A 20,877-nucleotide genomic window follows, 5' to 3' on the forward strand; every position below is an offset into this window, starting at 1 on the left:
AATGCCTTCTGAGTACGCCAAGTCGTTGGGCGCGCGTCTGCGCTCCATCCGCCAGCAGCAGGGCCTGTCCCTGCAAGGTGTGGAGGAGAAGTCGAACGGTCGCTGGAAGGCCGTCGTCGTCGGCTCCTACGAGCGCGGCGACCGGGCCGTGACGGTCTCCCGCCTCGCCGAGCTCGCCGACTTCTACCGGGTGCCCGTCTCGGAGCTGCTGCCCGACGGCAGCGGTGTCCGGCACGAGCCCACCAACAAGATCGTGCTCGACCTCGAGCGCCTCTACGACGAGGCCTCGGAGGAGCTCGCCTACGTCGCCCGCTACGCGCGTGCCATCCAGCAGCAGCGCGGCGACTACAACGGCCGGGTCCTCTCGATCCGCGCGGACGACCTCCGCGCGCTCGCGATCGTCTACGACTCGTCACCGTCGGGCCTGATCGAGCGCCTCAACGAGCACGGCGTGCTGGTCGCCGACCCGCGGGCGTTCTTCGCCTCCTGACCCGTTCAGCCGACAAGGGCCCCTTTCCCGTTGCCACGAGCGACGGAAGGGGCCCTTGTCGATGAAAGGGAGTTTTAGCGCGATGCGTACTCGGCGATGCGGCCGATCAGGCCGTTCAGATATCTCGGGCTGTCGTCGGTCGACATCTGCCGGGCCAGCTCGACCGCCTCGGTGATCGCGACGGCGTCGTCGATCTCGTCGACGTAGAGCAGCTCGTAGACCGCGATCCGGGCGAGGTTGCGGTCGACCACCGGCATCCGGTCGATCGTCCACCCCTCGGCGTAGCTGGCGATCAGCTCGTCGATCCGGTCCAGCTGCGCGGCGACGCCGTTGACCAGGCCGATCGCGTAGTCGAGGTGACCGGGCAACGGGCGTTCCAGCCGCGCGACGTAGTCCGTGAGAACGTCAGCCGGCGGCCGGTCCCGAAGGTCGGCTTCGAACAGCACGTCGAGGGCCCGCTTGCGCGCCTTGCGGCGCGCGGGCATCGAGGTCTTGGGGCCCTCCGCCATCAGGCGCGGCCGAGGTAACGGCCGTCGCGGGTGTCGACCTTGATCTTCTCACCGGTGGTGATGAACAGCGGGACCTGGACGGTCGCGCCGGTCTCGACCGTGGCCGGCTTGTTGCCGCCGGTCGAGCGGTCGCCCTGCAGACCCGGCTCGGTGTACGTGACCTCGAGCACGACGCTGGTCGGCAGCTCGACGTACAGCGGGACGCCCTCGTGGGTGGCGACCATCGCCTCGGCCTCGGGCAGCAGGTAGTTGGACGCCTCGCCAACCGTGCCGCCGTTGACGTTGATCTGGTCGTAGGTGTCCAGATCCATGAAGACGAAGTCTTCGCCGTCGGCGTAGAGGTACTGCATCGTGCGCTTGTCGACGGTCGCGGTATCGACCTTGGTGCCCGCGTTGAAGGTCTTGTCGACGACCTTCCCGGACAGCACGTTCTTGAGCGTGGTGCGCACGAACGCACCGCCCTTGCCGGGCTTGACGTGCTGGAACTCAACGACGGACCAAAGCTCGCCGTCGAGGTTGAGAACCAGACCGTTCTTCAGGTCGTTGGTGGTGGCCATTTCCTGCCTTGATCTTCACTCGGCGGACAGACCAGACGAGTCTACCGGCCATCAACGACTGCCATCCTCGTCGGGTGTCCGCGCCGGTCCTCGCCAACCCCGACGCCGGCCAGCTAGGGCGGTGCCGCGCATGGGGAGTGGCCGGCACGATGTGCGTGGCCCTGGGCGGGCTGGGCGCCGGAGCCGGTCCGGCTTCCGGGCCGTTGGCCCGGCCGGATCTGCCCGTCGACCTGTTCACCGCCGGGATCGCCGTCGCTTATTTCGGCCTGGTGCTGCTGGTGGTCGCGTGGTGGCGGCTGGGTCGGCTGGTGCGGCAGCGACCGCCTCGATCTGACGAGCTGCTGGCCACGCTGCTGATGTGGACAGCGCCGCTGTTGATCGCGCCGCCGGTGTTCAGCCGCGACGTCTACAGCTACCTGGCCCAGGGAGCGATGGTCGGCGCGGGGCTCGACGTCTACCGCGACGGCCCGGCTGCGCTCGGCGGCCCGTTCGCGGCCGAGGTGCCGGCGATCTGGCAGCACACGGCCACGCCGTACGGGCCGGCGTTCCTGCTCCTGGCCACCGCCGTGGCCACGCTGGTCGGCGGGCACGTGACGCTGGGCGTACTCCTGATGCGGCTCGTCGCCCTCGGTGGCGTGACGTTGCTCGCCTTCTCCCTGCCACCGCTGGCCCGGCGGTTCGGTGTCTCGCCGGCGGCCGCGCTCTGGCTCGCGGTGCTCAACCCGCTGGTCCTGCTGCATCTGGTCGGTGGCGCGCACAACGACGCGGTGCTGGTCGGCCTGCTGGCTTTCGGGCTGGCGCTGGCGGTCGCCGGGCGGCCCGTGCTCGGCACGGTCGCCGTCACCTTGGCCGCGCTGGTGAAGGTGCCGGCCGCGGTCGGGCTCGCGGCGGTCGCCCTGGTGTGGGCATCGTCGGCCGGGCGGGGGCGCGCTCTCGGGGGCACGATCCTGGTCGCCGGGGGTACGGCCGTCGGCGTGACCTGGCTCGCCGGCACCGGTTTCGGCTGGGTGGGAGCGTTGCGCACCCCGGTGACCGCGGACAGCTGGTCGCTGACCAGCGCGCTCGGCCGGGCGACGAGCGCGTGGCTCTCGGCGTTGGACGCGTCGTTGGGCACGGCACCGACGACGGGTTGGCGGCTGGCCGGTCTTCTCGCCGCGGTGGCTGCCGCGCTGCTGGTCTGGCACCGACGGCGTTCCGTCGGCCCGGTGCAGGGTGTGGGCCTGGTGCTCGGCGGCGTCGTGGCGTTCGGACCGGCGGTGCGGCCGTGGTACCTGCTCTGGGCCGTCGTGCCGCTGGCCGCCACGGCGCCGTTCGGCCGGGCGGGCCGGCTCGCGGCGGCCGCGACCGCGGTGCTGGCGTTGGTGGTGCTGCCGGACGGCTTCGCGCCCCACGGGGCCGGCCCGCTGGGCTTCGCCGTGGCCGGCGGTCTCCTGGCGGTCGCCCTGCTGGTGATGGCGGCGTTCGCCACCGCCCCGGACGACGACCTGGCGCCGGGGCTGGCGGGATGACCGTGGCCCGCCGCACCCTGACCGTGCTGGCTGTGCTCGCTTTCCTATGGGTGCTGCTCGTGCCGGGGCGGCGGGGCTTCTTCGACGTGGGCGTCTACTACGGCGCGGTCCAACACTGGATCGGCGGCGGAGACCTCTACGACTATCTGCGACCCGGCACCGTGTACGGGTTCACCTATCCCCCGTTCGCGGCGGTTCTGCTGACTCCGCTGGCCCCACTGACCTGGCACACGGCGATCGCGGCGAGCATCGTGGTCAACGTGATGGCCGGCGGGTTGGTCATCCGCTGGCTGGTCGGCTCGTGGGGGCGCGCGTGGCTGCTGGTCGCGCTGCTCTGTGTCTTCCTCGCGCCGGTCCGCGACACGGTGAGCTTCGGGCAGGTCAACCTGGTGCTGCTGGCCCTAGTCTGGTGGGACCTGCGCCGGGGTCCGCGTGCGGGTGTCGGCGTGGGCATCGCGACGGCGGTCAAGCTGACGCCGGGGTTGTTCATCCTCTACCTGGCGCTGGCCCGGCGGTGGCAAGCCTTCCTGGTGGCGGTGGGCGCGGTGGCGGGAGCGATCCTGCTGGCGGCGGCGATCGCCCCTTCGGCATCGCGCACGTTCTGGACCGAGGCGCTGTGGAACACGGGCCGGGTGGGCGACCTGGCCTACGTGTCGAACCAGTCGCTGCGAGGCGTCCTGGCGCGGGCTGACCTGCCGGGCTGGTGGTGGGCCGCGGCGGTGCTGCTGGTCTGCGCACTGTGGATCGCCCGGGCTCGCCGGGCAGCCTCTTCGGGCGACCACGTGGCGGGCTTCGCCCTGACCGGAGTCGCGACGTGCCTGATCAGCCCGGTGACGTGGGTCCACCACCTGGTATGGCTCCTGCCCGCTCTGTACCTGTCGTGGCAACGGACCCGGCGGCACGGCCCCGGACGGGTGCTGGTTTTGGCGGCCTATGTCCTGCTGTGCACGAGCGCGGTGTGGCTGTGGTCGGAGGGCGGCCGCTCCCTGCCAGCGGTCGTGGGCGGCAACCTCTACGTCTGGATCGCGTTGGGGCTGCTGGCTTTCCTGCCGATCAGCGTGGCCGACCCCGCACAGCCCGTCGAACGGCAACAACCGCGGGCAGCAGACCTCGTCGCCGGCTGACTGCGGGTTGCACATAGCGCGATGATCCGGATCGTTTCGGCGAGCTGGGCGGGCTCTACGCGACGAACCCGCTGCCAGAGGCCACGCTCCTGCGACCCGTCTGGCACAAAGACCCCGGCCCGATGGCCCAACCGACTGCCGCCAGAAGCCGCAGCCCCACCACCCGCGCTGCACGCGGAGATTTGGCCCAACGGACCGCGGCCGGCACGCCGCGCCACCGAGACTCGCCCGGCAGGCGGAGATCACCGGGCTGGCGAACCTGGCTGAACCCCGCTAGCGCTTCAGCCTGCGACGGCGGCGTAGGCCTCGGCGAGCAGGTCGTCGGACGGGCCTTCGAGCAGGTCAGTCTCGGCGAGCCGGTCGAGCACCACGAACCTCAACCGCGAGCCCCGCGCCTTCTTGTCCACCCGCATGGCCGCGAGCAGGTCGGGCCACGCGCCGGCAGCGTACTTCGTCGGCAGCCCCAGCGCCGACAGGATCTCGCCATGTCGGGCGGCGGTGGCCGCGTCGAGGCGGCCGGCCAACCGGCTGAGCTCGGCCGCGTAGACCAGCCCGACCGAGACGGCGTCGCCGTGGCGCCAGGTGTAGAACTCGACCTTCTCGATCGCGTGCGCCAGCGTGTGCCCGTAGTTGAGGATCTCGCGGCGGCCCGACTCCTTCAGGTCGCCGCCGACGACGTCGGCTTTCACCCGCACGGCGTACTCGATCAGGCTCCGGACCGTCGGGCTTGTCGGGTCGGCCGCGGCATCCGGGTCGCGCTCGATCAGGTCGAGGATCGCCGGCTCCGCGATGAAGCCGCACTTGACCACCTCGGCGAGGCCGGCGGTCAGGTCCTTGCGCGGCAGCGTGTCGAGCGTGTCGAGGTCGCACAGCACCCCGACCGGCGGGTGGAACGCGCCCACCAGGTTCTTGCCCGCGGCCGTGTTGATGCCGGTCTTGCCGCCGACCGCCGCGTCGACCATGCCGAGCAGCGACGTCGGCACGGGCACCCAGCGCACCCCGCGCAGCCAGGCGGCCGCGACGTAGCCCCCGAGGTCGGTGGCAGCACCGCCGCCCACGGCCACCACCGCGTCGGACCGGGTGAACCCGGCCGCGCCGAGCTGGTCCCAGCACTCGGCCGCGGTCTCCACGGTCTTGCCGCTCTCCGCGTCGGGTATCTCGATGCGCGTGATCTGCCGCCCAGCCGCCGACAGCGCGGCCTCGACCGCGTCGGCACGCCCGGACAGCGGCGCGGAGGCAAGCAATGCGACCCGGTCGGCGCCCGGCAACAGGGCACTGACCTGGTCGGTGAGCCCGCGACCGACGACCACGTCGTAGGCCTGCTCACCACCGACCGGAATGCGGGTGATCTCATCCATCGGCGCTGAGCATAGTCGCGTCGTGTTGGACAGCCGTCGGGAAGACGTCGATCGCCGGGTGTTCGGCACGGAACCGAGCCAGGGCCTCCGGGCCGAGCCCGGTCCTGAAGAGGTCGACCTGTCGCCGCGCGGATCGCCCCGCCGCGGTCAGGATCGCCTCGCTGACCGTGGTGCCGGTCAGCGTCAGGTAGTCGATCTCCCCTTGGAGCAACGCGATCACCTCGCGGTCGGCGGCCTCGCGCAGCCGCAGGCTGAGGCGCTCGAGATGCGGCGGCACGGCGACCGGGCCGTCGACCGTGTCGCCGTGCAGGGTGATCGACCGGACCGCCGCACCGAAGGCACCGAGCCACAGCCGCCCCGCAGCGTGCAGCTCGACGCGGCTCACCGCCGGGACGATCGCGGCCAGCGCCCCATGCCCCCAGTCGTCCGCGGGCAGATTGGAGATCGTCAACGATTCCAGCGACCGCAGCGGGTCGCCCGAGTCGACGACCCGGAACTCCTCCGGCGCCGCGAGCCGGAGACGCAGGTGGCTCAGCCTCGGAAAACGGCTGTATGCCGGCAGCTCGTCAGCGAAGGCGTCATGTTCGAGGACCGTCAGGCCGGGCAGCCCCGGCAGCGTCTCCGCACCCACCGCGGGTGTCCCCACGGTCAGGAAGGACACCCGGTCGCGTACAGCCGCCAACCGCTCCAGATCGACGCGGTCCGCGCATTCGAAGCGATCATGAATGCTGAACGGGCTCCCGTCGTGCGCCGCCGGGAGCGACGGCCCGAGCACGTGAAAAGGCGGCCACCCCTCGCGGGCGTGGTAGAGCACGGCCTCATCAGCGGTGAACCGGCCACAGCAGACCACCTCGACCACCGTCGCGGCGCCGGTCTCACTGACGACGCTCAGGTTGACCCACTCGGGAACGCGACCGTCGCGCCACAGCTCGGCCACGACCGTCTCCGCGTCGCAGCGAAGCAGCGCGGTCGCACGGTCGATCCCGCTGTCGGCCGGGAACCGCACCTCACCAGGCCGGGGCGGATGACCGTCATAGGACTGGTTGAGCCGCAACCGGAAGACCAGCGCCTCCGGCAGGTCCTCCACGACATGGCGCTGCGCGAAGGCCCGGGCGGAGGCGGCCGCCTCGACGAAGCGCGCCGCGAACACCTCACGGTCCAAACGGCTCAGCCCATCGTCTTCTGGCCGTCGATCGTCTCGCGGATGATGTCGGCGTGGCCGGCGTGCTGGGAGATCTCGGCGATCAGGTGCAGGAACACCCGCCGGACCGACCAGGACACGCCCGACTCGAACCAGGGCGCCTTGGGTAGCTCGTGCGCCTGGTCGAGGTCGAGCTTTTCCACCAGCAGGTCGGTCTCCGCCGACACGGCCTCGAAGTCGGCGATCACGTCGGCCAGGGTCATGTCGGCCGGCATCGCGAAGGCGTCAGCCCAGTCGACCTGCGGCACCGCCGCCATCCCCTCGGCACCCTCCGTCGCGAACGCGCACCAGTTGCGCTGCATGTTGGCGACGTGGCGCACCAGGCCGCCTAGGCAGAGCGCACTCGCCGTCGGCGTCGACCGCGCCTGCTCGTCGGTCAGCCCACGAACGGTGTAGAGCAGGAACCCACGGTGACGCTGGAGGGAGGCCAGCAGATCGGCACGCTCAGTCATGCCATGGACCTTAGGTGGTGGGTACGACAGAAATCAGGAGTGCACCGGCGCCGGATCGACCAGGGCGTGCGCCGGCATCTCGAGGGACGTGCCGTGCGTCTCCTGCCAGTCGTACACCTTGCTCATGGTCACCGTCGACGCGAAGAACTCGCGGGCCGTGAGCCCCCCGACCACCTGGTCGTTGTCCTGCGCCAGCAGCGTGCCGGGCACGAGCCGGAAGCCCGCCCGCAACGCCGCGCTGAGCCGGCGGTGACCGTCGACGACGAAGAAACGCGAGTCCGCGTACCCGATGGAGATCGGCTCGAGAGCTTCCGGCCCGGACAGCGCAGCGGCCTCGGCGTCGTCCATCCCACGCAGGGCACTGATGTCACCCGTCGGGTAGATCCGCTCGGGGTCGAGCAGCAGCAGCGGCGTGGTCTCGGCGCCGATCCGCCCCTCGATCGCCGCGACCGCCAGGTCGGTCACCTCGTCGGGCCGCGCCCGGGTGGTGTCGAGGACCAGGTCGTAGTTGCGCAGCGCGTGCTTGTCGGCGTGGTAGCGGGTGAGGAACCGCTGGCGCTCGCTCTCACTGCGGCTGCGCAGCTGGTCCTTGGCCTCTTCGAGGCTCGCGTAGTTCTCCACGTCGTTGGCCGGCCGCCCGAGCACGCGGCGGGCCGCCACGGTCGGGTCGGTGATCAGGTGCACCTTGAAGCCGTCGGTGAAGAAGAACCAGGCCAGGCGGCTGTCCATGATGACCCGCTGGCCCGACTCGGCGATCTCCCGCTGCATCTGGTCGACCGTGCCGTCGATGACGTCGTCGAGCTCGGCGTGCAGGTTGAGCTGGAGCGCGGTCATCCCCCGCTCCCGGGCCATCTCCCGGTAGAGATCTCCGACGCTGATCCGGCGCAGCTGCAGCCGCTCCGCCAACCCGACCGACACGGTGCTCTTGCCACTTCCCAGGTCACCGTTGACGGTGATGGACCGCTGGTTGCCCATGCGCCTCGATCCTCGAATGAGAGAGCACCTGTCCGAATTGTCGGAGGCGCCCGCTTTACGCCAATCTCCAAAGATTTTAACACCCGTCCCGTGGGCGTCCGATCGCCCGTTTGCTCGATCCCAATCGGGTCAAGGGTGTCCTCTGTGGAGATTCACCGCGCCGCGTGCTCGGTCAGTCGCTCCGCGTGCTCCCGCACCGCATCCCGCAGCTCCGGCGGGCCGACGATCCGGAACGGCCACCCCAGACCGGCCAACATTTGCGCCATTCCGGGCAGACTTTGGGCACGACCTCTCAGGAGTACGCCGTCGCTGGTCTCGGTGATCTCCGCGACAGTCGCCGGAACGCGGCGGCGCACCGCGGCGAGATCCGCCTCGAACAACACTTCGACCTCCCACGTGTACGGCACCCCGGCCAACGATCGGGTGACGTGCCCGACCGCGTCGAACCCGTCCGGAACCTCGAACGTGGCCTCGCCGATGTCCACGGCGGTGATCCGATCGAGCCGAAAGGTCCGGATCTCACCGCGCCGGTGGTCGAACCCCGTGACGTACCAGCGACCGGCATGAAAGACCAGCCCATAGGGGTCGACCTCGCGCAACGAGGTGACACCCTTCCACGACCGGTAGGTGATGCTCACCCGCCGCGTCGACCGGGCGGCGGCACCGAGGGTCAGCAACGTCGTGGTCGCCGGCCGCACCGCGGTCTCCCGGCGATCGACGGTGAAACCGAGGCTCTCCTGTACGCCCGCGAGCCGCTCGGCCAGGCTCGTCGGCAGCACGCGACGGATCTTCGCGAGCGCCGGCCCGGTCGCGGGCGCCTCGGTGGTCAGCCCGAGGTGCTCGGCCGCGATCAGCCCGAGCACCACCGCGGCGGCCTCGTCGTCGGTGAGCATCAGCGGCGGCAACTTGTAACCCGGGCTCAGCCGGTAGCCGCCGTAGCGGCCGCGGGCCGCCGCCACCGGAATGCCGAGGTCCGCCAGCGTCGTGGCGTAACGGCGGACGGTGCGCTCGTCGACCCCGAGCCGGGCGCCGAGGTCGGCTCCGGTCAGGTGATGGTGGGTCTGAAGCAGCTCGAGCATGCCCAGGACCCGGGAGGCTAGATGTGACACCCGTCACGCTCCTTATCCGGACCGAAACTGTCCGGATACCACTTTACGCTTCACCACATGACGGAGACCTTCGTGTTGGTGCCGGGTATGTGGCTCGGCGGTTGGGTGTGGGACGGCGTGGCCGCGAGGTTGCGGGAGGCCGGTGACGAGGTGGTCCCGGTGACGCTGACCGGGGTGGGCGACCGGGCCGGCGAGGACGCCGACCTGGAGCGCCACGTGGCCGACATCATCGAAGCGGCAACGGGCCGTGAGAACGTCGTCCTGGTTGGACACAGCTACGGCGGGCTTCCGGTCACGGCGGCCGCCGCCCGGATTCCGGTGTCCCGGGTGGTCTATGTGGACAGTGGCCCGCTGCCGGACGGGACGCGCCAGCTCGACATGGGGCCTCCGCCCGCCTCCACGGAGCCCGTGCCGCCCCGCCCTTGGGAGCCGGCCGACGACCCGGTGCTGCTCGCGGGGTTGGACGACGAGGCACTGTCGTTGCTGCGCAAGCGATCCACCACTCACCCGTACGCGTCGGTGGCCCAGCCCCTGCACCGAGGCGGCACGCTCAACCCGCCCGCGACACTGATCGCCTGCACGTTCTCGCCGGAGCAGATCGCCGAGATGCGGGCCGCCGGCCACCCGTTCTTCGCCGCGGTGGCCGACGACGTGGTGATCCGGAGCCTTCCGACCGGGCACTGGCCGATGCTGTCGGCCCCCGTCGAACTGGCCGACCTGCTCAGGGCTTGAGCAGCCCGGCGATCTCCTGGGCCACTTCCTCCGGCGTACGCCCGTCGGTCTCGACCGTGATCGTCGCGACCGACTCGTAGAGTGGCATCCGCTGGTCCAGCAGGAACCTCAGGGTCGCCCGCGGGTTGATCTCCAGCAGCGGGCGCCCGGAGTTGAGCCCGACCCGCTTGACCGCCTCGCCGAGGCTCACCACCAGATGCACGACCTGGTGCCCGGCGAGCGCGGCGCGGTTCTCCTCGGCCATGATCGCACCACCGCCGAGGGCGAGCACGCCGTCGAAGTCGCTCGCCGCGGCAGCGACGGCGGCCCGTTCGAGGGCGCGGAAGTGCTGCTCGCCCTCGTCGAGGAAGATCTCGGGAATCGGCTTGCCCGCCGTCGCCTCGATGTCGGCATCGGTATCCCGGAAGGCCACGCCGAGCAGTGCGGCCAGGGCCTGTCCCGTGCTGGTCTTGCCCGAGCCGGGCGCGCCGACCAGGATCGCCCGCGGCTGGCCGGTCATCGGATCACCAGGTTTTCCAGGTAGCCGGCCAGGTTGCGCCGGATCTCCGCGACCGAGTCGCCGCCGAACTTCTCGGTGGCCGCCTCGGCCAGCACCAGCGCGACCATCGACTCGGCCACGATCGCGGCGGCCGGCACCGCGGCGACATCGGACCGCTGGTTGATCGCAGTAGCGGCCTCGCCGGTAGTCACGTCCACCGTGGACAGTGCCCGGTTGAGCGAGGAGATCGGCTTCATCGCGGCCTTGACCCGCAGGGGCTCGCCGGTGGTGATGCCGCCTTCCAGGCCGCCGGCCCGGTCGGTGACCCGCTTGACCCCGTTGGCGGTAGGGATGATCTCGTCGTGGGCCTGGGACCCGCGGGACCGGGCCTGCGTCCAAGCGTCACCGATCTCCACACCCTTGATCGCCTGAATCGACATCAGCGCGGTGGCCAGGCGAGCGTCGAGCTTGCGGTCCCACTGCACGTGGCTGCCGAGCCCCGGCGGGACGCCGTAGGCCAGCACCTCCACGATCCCCCCGAGCGTGTCGGCGTCCTTCTTGGCGGCGTCGACCTCGGCCACCATCCGCGCGCTGGCGTCCGGGTCGAGGCACCGCAGCGGGTCCGCGTCGATCCGCTCGGCGTCCTCGGGCCGCGGGTGCAACCCGGGCTTGGCCGCGACACTGCCGAGCTCGACGACGTGGGACACGATCTCGATGCCGAGCGCCTGCCGCACCAGCTCCCGAGCGACGGTGCCGACCGCGACCCGGGCGGCGGTCTCCCGCGCACTGGCCCGCTCGAGAATCGGCCGCGCGTCGGTGTGCCCGTACTTCTGCATGCCCGCGAGATCGGCATGCCCGGGCCGAGGCCGCGTCAACGGCGCGTTGCGGGCGAGCTTGGCGAGGATCTCCGGATCCACCGGGTCGGCCGCCATGACGGTCTCCCACTTGGGCCACTCGGAGTTGCCCACCTTGACCGCCACGGGACTGCCGAGCGTCACCCCGTGCCGCACGCCGCCCAAGATCTCGACGACATCCTGCTCGAACGACATCCGCGCGCCGCGGCCATAACCGAGCCGCCGGCGGGCAAGCTGACGGCCGATCTCCGCGGTGGTCACCTCGACCCCGGCCGGCACCCCTTCGAGCACAGCAACCAACGCGGGCCCGTGCGATTCCCCTGCGGTCAACCAGCGCAACACGGCCCAAGTCTGACACGCGCCCGTCGACCGCCCACCATCCGGCCACCCAGTCCCAGAAGGCGGGCATCAACCCAGACAGATCAAGGGCTAGATCTTGACTCGGGTCCGCCGTGGGCGCGACCGTCGCTCCCGCCAGAGACCGTTCCGCTCCGCTCCACTGCCAGGCCCGCGACGGTCACGCCACGAGATCTAGGTAAACGAATGCTGTCCCAGGTGGGGTTCAGGATCTGGCTTGGGTCAGGGCTTCGCGCATCGCTCCGACCGGGGGCTCTTCGCCTGTGAAGAGGCGGAACTGGCCCAGGGCCTGGGCCAGCAGGAGGTCGAGTCCCGACAGGATGTGGCAGCCTGCCCGGGCGGCCGAGTCGGCCAGCGGCGTCGGCCACGGGTCGTAGAGGGCGTCGAAGAACACCGTCTCCGGGCGCCAGGTGGCCGAGACCGCCAGCGGGTCTGCGACTCCTTTCGGGACCGTGGAGATGACTACGTCGGCGTCGAGGGCGGCGTGGGCGTCCGGCCACAGGGCCGGCACCAGCGGCAGACCTAGCTCCGCCGCCGCGGCGGCCAACTCTTCGATCGCGAACTGGCGGCGGGCCACCACCGTGACCGACGACGCCGCCAGCCGGGAGGCGGCGGCCAGGGCCGCGCGGGCCGTGCCGCCCGCGCCGAGGATCGTGAAGCGCGCGCCGCCGTCGACGCCCGCCGAGGTGAGCAGGTCGGCCATGCCGTCGACGTCCGTGTTCGTGGCGAACCAGCCGTCCGGCCGGCGGACCAGGGTGTTGGCCGCGCCGACCGTTGCCGCCAGCCGCGACACCGACGTCGCCACCGTCAGGGCCGTTTCCTTCAGCGGCATCGTGAGCGACAGGCCCGCCCACTCCGGGCCTAGATCGGCGACGAGGCCGGGCAGCCCGGCCTCGTCACATTCGATCGCGGTGTACGACCAGTCGGTCAGGCCAAGCGCCGCGTAGCCGGCATTGTGGATCACCGGTGAGAGCGAGTGGGCGATGGGCTTGCCCAGGACTGCCGCACGCGTCAATTGATGATCCCGGCCTCGCGCGCCTTGACCTTGTTCGCCTCGTGCTCGGCGTCGGTCACGGCGAACGCCGAGTGACCTTCCTTGTCGATCGCGACGAAGAACAACCAGTTGCCGGCCGGCGGGTTCATCGCGCCTTCCAGCGCCTGCTTCCCGGGATTGTTGATCGGCGTCGGGGTCAGCCCCTTGTAAAGATGGCTGTTGTACTTGTTGCTCTCGTCGGCGTAGTCGTTCTCATCCATGTCCTTGGACGCCTTGGTCTTCTTGCCGGCGATCTCGAGACCGTAGTTGAGCGTCACGTCGAACTGGAGCGGCATGTCCTTGACGTACACCCGGTTGTAGGCGACCCGGGCGATCTTCCCGAGGTCGTCCTTGTTGCCGGCCTCGGCCTGGGCCAGAGACGCGACGATCAGCGCCTCGTACGGCGAGATCCCGCCCCGGTTCTTCTGCACGTTGTCGGCGAACTTGAGATCGCCGGTCACGGTCAGGAAGCGGTTGACCATGATGTCGAGCACCTGCTTGGCGGTGGGCTTCGGCGGGAACTCGTACGTGTCCGGGAAGAGGAAGCCCTCGATCGACTTGGTGACCTTCTTGCCGTCGCGGCGCTCGAACCAGAACGGCGGAATGTCGAAGGCGTCGACGTTCTTCGCGGCCGTCTGGAAGTCCTTGACCGGGATCTTGGTCTGCTCGGACAGGCGCTTGTACGTGCTCAGCACCGTCAAACCCTCGGGCACGGTGACGCCGTTGACGATCTTCTTCGACGGGTCGAGCAGCACCGCCAGGGCCGCCTTGGCGCTCATCTGCTTGTTGAGCCCGTAGACGCCCGGCTGGATGTTCTTGCTCCGCGGCTCGGCGTCGGCCGCCTCCACGAAGGCCTTGGCGCTCTTCACGACGTCGACCTGCACCAGCGTGTTGGCGATGTCGGTCGCGGTCTGCGCCTGCTTGACCTCGATGTTGACCTTCTCGGCCGTGCCGCTGCCGTCGTAGTCGGGGGTGGTGAAGTAGCCCTGCACCCGGTCGAAGCCGTACCAGGCACCCGCGCCGAGTGCGCCCAAAAGCACGAAGGCCATGAAGAAGGCTATTGCGGTCTTGCCGCCGCCACCCTTGCGCTTCTTCTTGCCGTTGCCGGCGGCTCGCTCTCGGTAGCCGCGTCGATGGCGACCTTTGTCGGCCCTGTCCTCGAACGCGAGGTCAAGATCGTCGATCGTCACGTTCGCCTCCGCTGTGCGTCCAGCCAGCCCTGCAGGATCTCCACGGCGGCGGCCTGGTCGACCACCGCGCGCTGACGCCGGCCCCGCACGCCACGCTCGGCGAGCCTACGGGTCGCGACGACTGTGGACAGCCGCTCGTCCGACAAGCGAACAGGCACCGGATCGATGACCGTCGCCAACCGGTGAGCATAAGCCCTCGCACCGACCGCCGCAGGTCCGTCCTTGCCACCCAACGTGACGGGGAGACCGACCACCACTTCGATGATCGCGTGCTCCTCGACAAGTCGAGCAAGTTCGGCGATATCTGCAGGAATAGCTTCTTCTCCGGCATCCATGTCACGACGCAGGGTGACCAACGGCGTAGCGAGAATGCCGTCGGGGTCGCACATCGCGACCCCGACACGCACGTTACCTACATCGACACCGAGTCGTACACCCCGGTGAAAGGCATTCAGAAAGTCACGCTCCGTCAATAGCCTTTTCCACCGCGGCCAGGAGGTTGGCCGCTTCGGACGCCGGCACGCCGCCACCCTGGGCAAGGTCGGCGTTGCCGCCACCCCGCCCGGACAGCGCGCCCTTGACCAGGTCGCCGGCCGACAGACCGCGCGCCTTCGCTGCGGCGTTCGCCGCCACGACGAGCGAGGCCTTGCCTCCGGACCTGGCTGCCACCGCGACGATCGCGGCCCGCGCCGGGTCGATCTTGCCACGGATCTCCTGCGCGAGCGTACGCACGTCGTTGCCAGCGGCACCCTCGGGCGCCTCGGTGCCGACGAACGCGACGCCGCGGATGTCGACCGCACCGGCCGCCAGCGCCGCCGCACCACCGAGCACGAGCTGGCCGCGGAGCTTCTCGAGCTCCTTCTCCGCGTCGCGGAGCTGGCTGATCGTCTGCGCGACCCGCTCGGCGACCTGGTCGCCCGGCACGCGGTAGAGCTCGGCCAGCCGAGCCACCATGAGGTGCTCGCGGGCGAGGTGCTGGAACGCGTCGATGCCGACCAGCGCCTCGACCCGACGTACGCCGGACCCGATCGACGCCTCTGAAAGGATCTTGACCAGGCCGAGCTGGCCGGAGCGCGCCACGTGGGTGCCACCGCACAGCTCGCGGGCGTAGTCGCCGACCTCGACGACCCGGACCTCGTCGCCGTACTTCTCGCCGAACAGCGCCATCGCGCCCAGCCGTCGGGCCTCCGCCTGCGAGGTGATGAAGGCGTGGACCTCCAGGTCGCCCAGCAGCACCTCGTTGATCTGCTGCTCGACGTCCTGAAGCACGCTCGGCGGGACCGCCGCGGGCGTGTTGAAGTCGAACCGCAGCCGGCCCGGCGCGTTGAGCGAGCCCGCCTGGGTCGCCGACTCGCCGAGGAAGTTACGCATGGTCTGGTGCACGAGGTGCGTCGCCGTGTGCGAGCGCGAGATGGCCTTGCGCCGGGTGATGTCGATCTCAGCGAAGCCGGCCTCGCCGACCCGCACCTCGCCGCGCACCACCTTGGCGCGGTGGATCACCAGCCCGGGGACCGGCGACTGCACGTCGAACACCTCGACCTGGCCGCTGCCGACCGTGACCAGGCCCATGTCGGGCTGCTGGCCACCGCCCTCGGCGTAGAACGGCGTCGCGTCGAGCACGAGTTCGATGGTGTCGCCCTCGCCGGCCACCTCGACGGCGCGGCCGCCACCGTCGAGCACCGCCCGGACCCGCGACTCGCGGCTCACCTCGGCGTACCCGGTGAACTCGACCGGGCCGCCCGCGTCGAGCACCGAGCGATAGGCGGACAGGTCGACGTGGCCGGTCTTGCGGGCCTGGGCGTCGGCCTTGGCGCGCGAGCGCTGCTCGGCCATCAGCCGGCGGAAGCCGTCGGCGTCGACCTTCAGGCCCTGCTCGGCCGCGATCTCCAGGGTGAGGTCGATCGGGAAGCCGTACGTGTCGTGCAGCTGGAACGCCTTGTCGCCGGAGAGCGTCGTGCCGCCGGACTGCTTGGTCTCGGTGACCGCGGTGTCCAGGATCGTCGTGCCGGCCCGCAGGGTCGACAGGAACGCGTCCTCCTCCGCGTACGCGTAGTCGGCGATGCGGCCGAAGTCCTCGGCCAGCTCGGGATAGGACGGCGCCATGCAGTCCCGCGCGACCGGCAGCAGCTCCGGCAGCGAGCGCTCCTGCCAGCCCAGCAGCCGCATCGACCGGATCGCGCGGCGCATGATCCGGCGCAGCACGTAGCCGCGGCCCTCGTTGGAGGGGGTGACCCCGTCGCCGATCAGCATCAGCGAGGTGCGCACGTGGTCGGCGATCACCCGCAGCCGCACGTCGTCGGGGTGCGACTCGGCGGCCACGTGCCCGCTGCCGGCGCCGTAGCGCTTGCCGGTCAGCTCGGCCGCGCGGTCGAGGATCGGCTTGACCTCGTCGATCTCGTAGAGGTTGTCGACGCCCTGCAGCAGCGAGGCCATCCGCTCGAGGCCCATGCCGGTGTCGATGTTCTTGGCCGGGAGCTCACCGACGGTGTCGAAGATTTCCTTGCTCTTCACGTTGGTGATCTCGTACTGCATGAACACGAGGTTCCAGAACTCGAGGAAGCGGTCCTCGTCGACCTCGGGGCCGCCGTCGGGGCCGTACGCGGGGCCGCGGTCGTAGTAGAGCTCGGAGCACGGACCCGCCGGGCCCGGGATGCCCATCGACCAGTAGTTGTCCTTCTTGCCCCGGCGGACCAGGCGCTCAGACGGGATGCCCGTCTGCTTCCAGATCTCGATCGCCTCGTCGTCGTCGAGGTAGACCGTCGCCCAGATGCGCTCCGGGTCGAGCCCGAACCCGCCCTCGCCGATCGGCTTGGTGACGAGGTCCCACGCCAGCGGGATCGCGCCGGCCTTGAAGTAGTCACCGAACGAGAAGTTGCCGTTCATCTGGAAGAACGTGCCGTGCCGGCTGGTCTTGCCGACCTCGTCGATGTCCGGCGTGCGGATGCACTTCTGCACGCTCGTCGCGCGGTCCCACGGCGGGGTGCGCTGACCCAGGAAGTAGGGCACGAACTGAACCATGCCGGCGTTGATGAACAGCAGGTTCGGGTCGTCGATGGCGGGCAGCGGGGCGCTCGGGACCACGGCATGACCGTTGGCCTCGAAATGCGCGAGGAACCGCCGCTTGATCTCCGCCGTCTTCATCAGGTGCCTTCCTCAGTTATGGCGTTCTGGCGTTTCAGTTGTGGCGCTGGCGCTGGTGCGGGCCGTTGATCGGCTCGTCGAACTCGACCTCGAGGTCGTCGCCCCGGAGGTCTTCGAACTGGTCCTCGAACGCGACGCCGTTGGCGAACGCCTCGTGGATCTGCTGCTCGCGCTCGGCCATGTTGACGCGCACGTCGTCGACGAAGGCCCGCACGGACTCGACCAGGCCGCCGGCGCTCTGACTCACCGAGCCGGCGATGCCGCTCGGGGTGAACTCGTTGGCCTTCTGGGTCAGCTTGCGCACGACCAGGGCGCCTACCGCGAGGCCGACGCCCAGCCAGAGCAACCGCTTCATGGTTCCATCCTTCCTCGCGGCGCGATGATCAGCGCGTAGTGGCCCGTTTGGCCGCGCGGCGCTGCTGCTTGAGGGTGGTGCGGACCTCGCGCTCCTCCTCCGCGTTGCGGCGGGCGGACGCGGCCCGACGCACGCCGTAACCGAAGGCAGCGACCTTGACCAGGGGGTTTGCCGCGGCGGCCGAGACCACCGTGGCGAGGTTGGCGACGTTCGCGGTGACGTTCTGGGCGTGCCCGGTCATCGTGTCGATCTTGGCGAGCTGCACGTTGACCCCGTCGAGCGAGGTGTGCACCTGGCTCAGCGCCACGTTGACGCCTTCGATCGTCGTGTTGGCGTTGGCCAGGATCGGCGCGGTCCGGTCGTTGAGATCGTTGATCGCGTTGGTCGCGGCGTCGATCGTCTTACGGAGCCGCAGGATGGGCACCGCGAGCACCAGCACCAGCATCAGGAACGCGCCGGCCACGACGAGCCACGCGACTTCTCCACCGTCCACCCGAACCTCCTCCACGACGTACCCCGTGCGCCAACGTGCAGACCCTACCGTCCGTAACGCCCTACGGCCTCACGACGGTGCGGCCGTGGGTAGGAGCCCGTAAGGCGTCTCTCCCACATCTCCGGGCTTGACGTCGGGCTGCGGCCCGGTGCGCTCGTCCGCGATGGCGTTGCGGACCTTGATGGACACGTCGGAGCCCTTGCAGTCCTCGGGATTCAGCCCGACCGGCGCACCCGGCTGGCTGGCTCCCGGCTCGGGCTCGACGCCGATCGGCACGTTGCCGCAGGCCGGGGCGCGTACCCACAGGTCCAGGGTCAGCTCGTCCCGCGTCCAGCACGTATAGCTGCCGTCGACCTTGGTCTCCGGACACTTCGCCGGCTTCCAGCTCTGCCAACCGCTGGCCTTCAAGGCGTCCTGGTACGCCGCCGCGGTCTCCTCCGGCGCGTTGTCCGAGTGGGTGGTCCGCTCCCGGAACCGGCACTCCTCCAGACACCAGCGGTTGCCGTCGATCTGGTCGACCGGTTTCGTGTTGGCCCAGTCAGGCACCGACAGGCTGTCCAGCGAGGCGAAGACAGGGTCGCGTGACTCGGCCTTGGACCACGAATAGAGCGGCAGAGCGACCAGGACCAGCAGGATTCCGAGTACGAGCACGCCGAGCCGGATGTTGCGTGGCTCCCGGAACTGCTCCTTGAGCTGGGCCGGGGTCACCCGGGTGCTCTTTCGCGGGCCCTCCAGCTGGCCTTCGGGCTCGATCGGCTGGCTGGTCTCCGGGGTGACCGGGACCGACGCCGAACGACGGACCGGGTCTGCCTGGGGTACGCCCTGGGCCGGTGGACGAGCCGTGCCGGCAGCGGCCGGTGGGCGGGCGCCGGGCGGCGGGACGACGGCCGCGGCCGCTGCCGCCCGGACGGGTGGCGACGGCGGGCGCATGCCCGGGGCGTCCGGGGGCTCGGTCGGGCCGGGCACGCCGGCGCGGCCGGGCCGGCCGGGCGGTCCTGACGTCGGTCCGTCGGGGCCGGGCTGGTTGGCAGTGACAGGCGGGCGAACGGAGCCGGTGGCGTCCGGGGTGCCGGCCTGCGGGGGCCGGCCACCGGGGCGCACCGCGGCGCGGGCCGCCGGTCCGGATGGCGGCGCGCCGGGACCCGCGGGGATGCCGGGGATGGCTCCGGGGGGCGCGGCTTGGCCGCCTGGACCGGCCGGCGGGCGGACAGTGCCGGTCGCTTCCGGGCCGCCACGGCGAGGGTTGCCCGGGCCACGGGGCGGGCCGGGCTGGTCCGAGCCGGGACGCACGGCGGCGGTTCCGTCGGCCGCGCCTCGGCGACCACCAGGGCCGTTCGGCATGCCGACCTGGTCGGATCCCGACGGAGGACGCACGGCCCCGGTCCCGTCGGCCGCATCCGGCGCGCCACGGCGACCACCGCGGCCGCCAGGCATGCCGACCTGGTCAGCTCCCAACGGAGGACGCAACGCTCCCGTGCCGTCCGGGCCGTCGGGACGACCGGCCCGGTTGCCGGGCATGCCGGCCTGGTCAGGACGGACCGCTGCCGGGCCGTCCAGGCCCGTGGGAGCGTCCGGTCGGCCGCGCCGGCCTCGACCGCCGGCCTCCGGGCCGAGCGGCGGACGCACCGTGCCCGTGCCGTCCGGGCCGCCTGGTCTGCGTGGGCCGGACTGGTCCGGGCCGAGCGGCGGACGCACCGTGCCCGTGCCGTCCGGGCCGCCAGGTCTGCGTGGGCCGGACTGATCCGGGCCGAGCGGCGGACGCACCGCTCCGGTGCCGTCCGGACCGTCTGGAGCGGCTCGACGACCCCTGCTGCCGTTGTCCGGACCTTGAGGTGGACGCACCTCACCCGTGCTGTGCGGACCCCCGGCGGGAGGGCGGTTGCCGCCAGGCCCGTCAGCGGGGCCCGGACGGTCCAGCCCACCCGGCGCGCGTAGGCGGGACGCCCCACCCGGTCCGTCCGCCGGACTGTCCGGGGCGGCACGCCGAGCGCCACGCGGCGTCTGGTCTGCGTCGTCGCTGAACCTGCCGCGCGCACCGGCCGGCGTGCCGGCTTCGGTGTCGCCGGCCCGCCGGCGCCGCCCACCGGCCGCGGTCACGTCGCCGGTGTTGTTGTGCGCTTCGTCGTTCGCCGCACCGTGCCGGCTGACCCGCCCGGTGCCGTCCTGGCCCGATGGCGCACCGGCGACGTCGGCCGCACCGCCATGCCGTCCGCGTGGACCGGCGGCCGGGTCCGGCACGTCCTCGGCAGCGGCCCGCCGCCCGGCGGGAGGCTGCCCGCCCGCCGCACCGCCGCTGAACCGACTGCGCGCACCGCTGACGGGTCGCGCGGCCTGGGCGTTGTCACCGCTGGGCACCGGTGGGCCGCTGGGCCGCGCGAAACCGTCGAACGACGGCCCGGTGAGACCGTCACCCGCGGCTACGTCGCCGGCGGGCGCGCCCGTACCAGCAGGCCGGCCACGACCACCGAACGACTCCGCCCGAGCTGGCCCCGCGGCACCGTCACCCGGGCCGGCAGGACGGCCACGACGACCGACCGCCTCGGCCGGGCCGGGCTGACCTGCACCGTCAGCCGGCGGCACACCTGGGCCGCCGCCTCGTCCGCGTCCGCTGAATGCCGGGCCTGACCCGGCAACGCCGTCGCCCACCGGGGGCTCGCCCGGGACGCCGCCGCGGCCCGCCGGGCCACCCGGTCGCCCACGGCCGGCCGTACCCTCCGGCCGCTGGCCGGGGATGCCGCCGCCCGGTATCTCCGGGCCTCCGGCGCCGCCACGGCCGGCCGGCGCACCGGGCCGACCGCGACCGGCGAACGACCCACCGGCAACGTCCCCGGACGGAACATCCGAACCAGCGGCGCCGCGACCGCGGCCACCGAACGTCTCCGGCGCACCGGCCGGGGGCTCGGGCGCGGCACGACGTCCCGCTCCCGGCTCGCGGCCCGGTACCACCGGGGGTGTGATCAC

The 20,877-nt window shown here is 71.5% G+C and carries 21 protein-coding genes; 4 read left to right on the plus strand and 17 right to left on the minus strand.

What is annotated here, in order from left to right:
* Position 1 precedes the first annotated feature (1 nt).
* Positions 2–490 (plus strand): transcriptional regulator, encoded by a 489-nt coding sequence (locus AB0J88_RS15855; RefSeq protein WP_089255599.1) that lies wholly within the window; start codon positions 2–4, stop codon positions 488–490.
* 74 nt (positions 491–564) lie between these two features.
* On the opposite strand, the gene nusB is transcribed toward AB0J88_RS15855, so the two are convergent.
* Complete coding sequence (gene nusB, locus AB0J88_RS15860; RefSeq protein WP_364344600.1) at positions 565–975, minus strand: transcription antitermination factor NusB; 411 nt, start codon at positions 973–975, stop codon at positions 565–567.
* Positions 976–998: 23 nt separating this feature from the next.
* Positions 999–1,556, minus strand: coding sequence for an elongation factor P (gene efp, locus AB0J88_RS15865; protein WP_364344290.1), 558 nt, complete (start codon positions 1,554–1,556; stop codon positions 999–1,001).
* A 74-nt stretch (positions 1,557–1,630) separates the two neighbouring features.
* Here efp and mptB point away from each other — a divergent pair, with 74 nt between their 5' ends.
* Positions 1,631–3,064, plus strand: a complete 1,434-nt coding sequence (gene mptB / locus AB0J88_RS15870) for a polyprenol phosphomannose-dependent alpha 1,6 mannosyltransferase MptB (RefSeq protein WP_364344287.1) — start codon at positions 1,631–1,633, stop codon at positions 3,062–3,064.
* Positions 3,061–4,188, plus strand: a complete 1,128-nt coding sequence (locus AB0J88_RS15875) for a glycosyltransferase 87 family protein (protein ID WP_364344284.1) — start codon at positions 3,061–3,063, stop codon at positions 4,186–4,188. The genes mptB and AB0J88_RS15875 overlap by 4 nt, the downstream gene beginning before the upstream one ends.
* Positions 4,189–4,469: 281 nt before the next feature.
* Here the strand turns inward: AB0J88_RS15875 and aroB are convergent, their stop codons facing one another.
* The 5 genes from aroB to AB0J88_RS15900 all read right to left on the minus strand — a co-directional run bounded on the left by aroB (position 4,470) and on the right by AB0J88_RS15900 (position 9,283).
* Positions 4,470–5,546, minus strand: coding sequence for a 3-dehydroquinate synthase (gene aroB, locus AB0J88_RS15880; RefSeq protein WP_364344281.1), 1,077 nt, complete (start codon positions 5,544–5,546; stop codon positions 4,470–4,472).
* On the minus strand, positions 5,539–6,708 hold the full coding sequence (locus tag AB0J88_RS15885) for a hypothetical protein (protein ID WP_364344278.1): 1,170 nt from the start codon (positions 6,706–6,708) through the stop codon (positions 5,539–5,541). Before AB0J88_RS15885 ends, aroB begins: the two co-directional genes overlap by 8 nt.
* Positions 6,709–6,713: 5 nt before the next feature.
* Positions 6,714–7,199, minus strand: a complete 486-nt coding sequence (locus AB0J88_RS15890; protein WP_364344275.1) for a DinB family protein — start codon at positions 7,197–7,199, stop codon at positions 6,714–6,716.
* Between the two features lie 33 nt (positions 7,200–7,232).
* Positions 7,233–8,174: an AAA family ATPase gene (locus tag AB0J88_RS15895; protein ID WP_364344272.1), complete on the minus strand. Its 942-nt coding sequence runs from the start codon at positions 8,172–8,174 to the stop codon at positions 7,233–7,235.
* Between the two features lie 152 nt (positions 8,175–8,326).
* Positions 8,327–9,283: a YafY family protein gene (locus AB0J88_RS15900; protein ID WP_364344269.1), complete on the minus strand. Its 957-nt coding sequence runs from the start codon at positions 9,281–9,283 to the stop codon at positions 8,327–8,329.
* Positions 9,284–9,340: 57 nt separating this feature from the next.
* Here AB0J88_RS15900 and AB0J88_RS15905 point away from each other — a divergent pair, with 57 nt between their 5' ends.
* Positions 9,341–10,015 (plus strand): alpha/beta hydrolase, encoded by a 675-nt coding sequence (locus AB0J88_RS15905; protein WP_364344267.1) that lies wholly within the window; start codon positions 9,341–9,343, stop codon positions 10,013–10,015.
* On the opposite strand, the gene AB0J88_RS15910 is transcribed toward AB0J88_RS15905, so the two are convergent.
* The 10 genes from AB0J88_RS15910 to AB0J88_RS15955 all read right to left on the minus strand — a co-directional run bounded on the left by AB0J88_RS15910 (position 10,005) and on the right by AB0J88_RS15955 (position 20,732).
* The gene (locus AB0J88_RS15910) at positions 10,005–10,514 is read right to left on the minus strand and encodes a shikimate kinase (RefSeq protein ID WP_364344264.1); all 510 of its coding nucleotides are present in this window, start codon (positions 10,512–10,514) and stop codon (positions 10,005–10,007) included. The genes AB0J88_RS15905 and AB0J88_RS15910 overlap by 11 nt on opposite strands.
* Positions 10,511–11,689: a chorismate synthase gene (gene aroC, locus AB0J88_RS15915; protein ID WP_364344261.1), complete on the minus strand. Its 1,179-nt coding sequence runs from the start codon at positions 11,687–11,689 to the stop codon at positions 10,511–10,513. The genes AB0J88_RS15910 and aroC overlap by 4 nt, the downstream gene beginning before the upstream one ends.
* 220 nt (positions 11,690–11,909) lie before the next feature.
* Entirely contained in the window at positions 11,910–12,719 is an 810-nt protein-coding gene (locus AB0J88_RS15920) for a shikimate dehydrogenase (protein ID WP_364344258.1), read from the minus strand.
* Positions 12,716–13,927 carry an endolytic transglycosylase MltG gene (gene mltG / locus AB0J88_RS15925; RefSeq protein ID WP_364344256.1) on the minus strand — a complete coding sequence of 404 codons (1,212 nt, stop codon included), beginning with the start codon at positions 13,925–13,927 and terminating at the stop codon, positions 12,716–12,718. The genes AB0J88_RS15920 and mltG overlap by 4 nt, the downstream gene beginning before the upstream one ends.
* The gene (ruvX, locus tag AB0J88_RS15930; protein WP_364344597.1) at positions 13,924–14,382 is read right to left on the minus strand and encodes a Holliday junction resolvase RuvX; all 459 of its coding nucleotides are present in this window, start codon (positions 14,380–14,382) and stop codon (positions 13,924–13,926) included. The genes mltG and ruvX overlap by 4 nt, the downstream gene beginning before the upstream one ends.
* Before the next feature lie 4 nt (positions 14,383–14,386).
* On the minus strand, positions 14,387–17,068 hold the full coding sequence (gene alaS, locus AB0J88_RS15935) for an alanine--tRNA ligase (RefSeq protein WP_364344254.1): 2,682 nt from the start codon (positions 17,066–17,068) through the stop codon (positions 14,387–14,389).
* 34 nt (positions 17,069–17,102) lie between these two features.
* Positions 17,103–17,423, minus strand: coding sequence for a hypothetical protein (locus AB0J88_RS15940; protein ID WP_364344251.1), 321 nt, complete (start codon positions 17,421–17,423; stop codon positions 17,103–17,105).
* Between the two features lie 28 nt (positions 17,424–17,451).
* The gene (locus AB0J88_RS15945; protein ID WP_089255623.1) at positions 17,452–17,916 is read right to left on the minus strand and encodes a DUF948 domain-containing protein; all 465 of its coding nucleotides are present in this window, start codon (positions 17,914–17,916) and stop codon (positions 17,452–17,454) included.
* A gap of 69 nt (positions 17,917–17,985) precedes the next feature.
* Positions 17,986–20,271: a hypothetical protein gene (locus AB0J88_RS15950; protein WP_364344247.1), complete on the minus strand. Its 2,286-nt coding sequence runs from the start codon at positions 20,269–20,271 to the stop codon at positions 17,986–17,988.
* Between the two features lie 62 nt (positions 20,272–20,333).
* A complete protein-coding gene (locus AB0J88_RS15955) occupies positions 20,334–20,732 on the minus strand; it encodes a hypothetical protein (RefSeq protein ID WP_364344244.1) in 399 nt (132 codons plus the stop codon).
* Between the last annotated feature and the right edge of the window lie 145 nt (positions 20,733–20,877).

Origin of the sequence: Asanoa sp. NPDC049475 (assembly GCF_040676915.1) — a bacterium.
GTDB lineage: Bacteria > Actinomycetota > Actinomycetes > Mycobacteriales > Micromonosporaceae > Asanoa.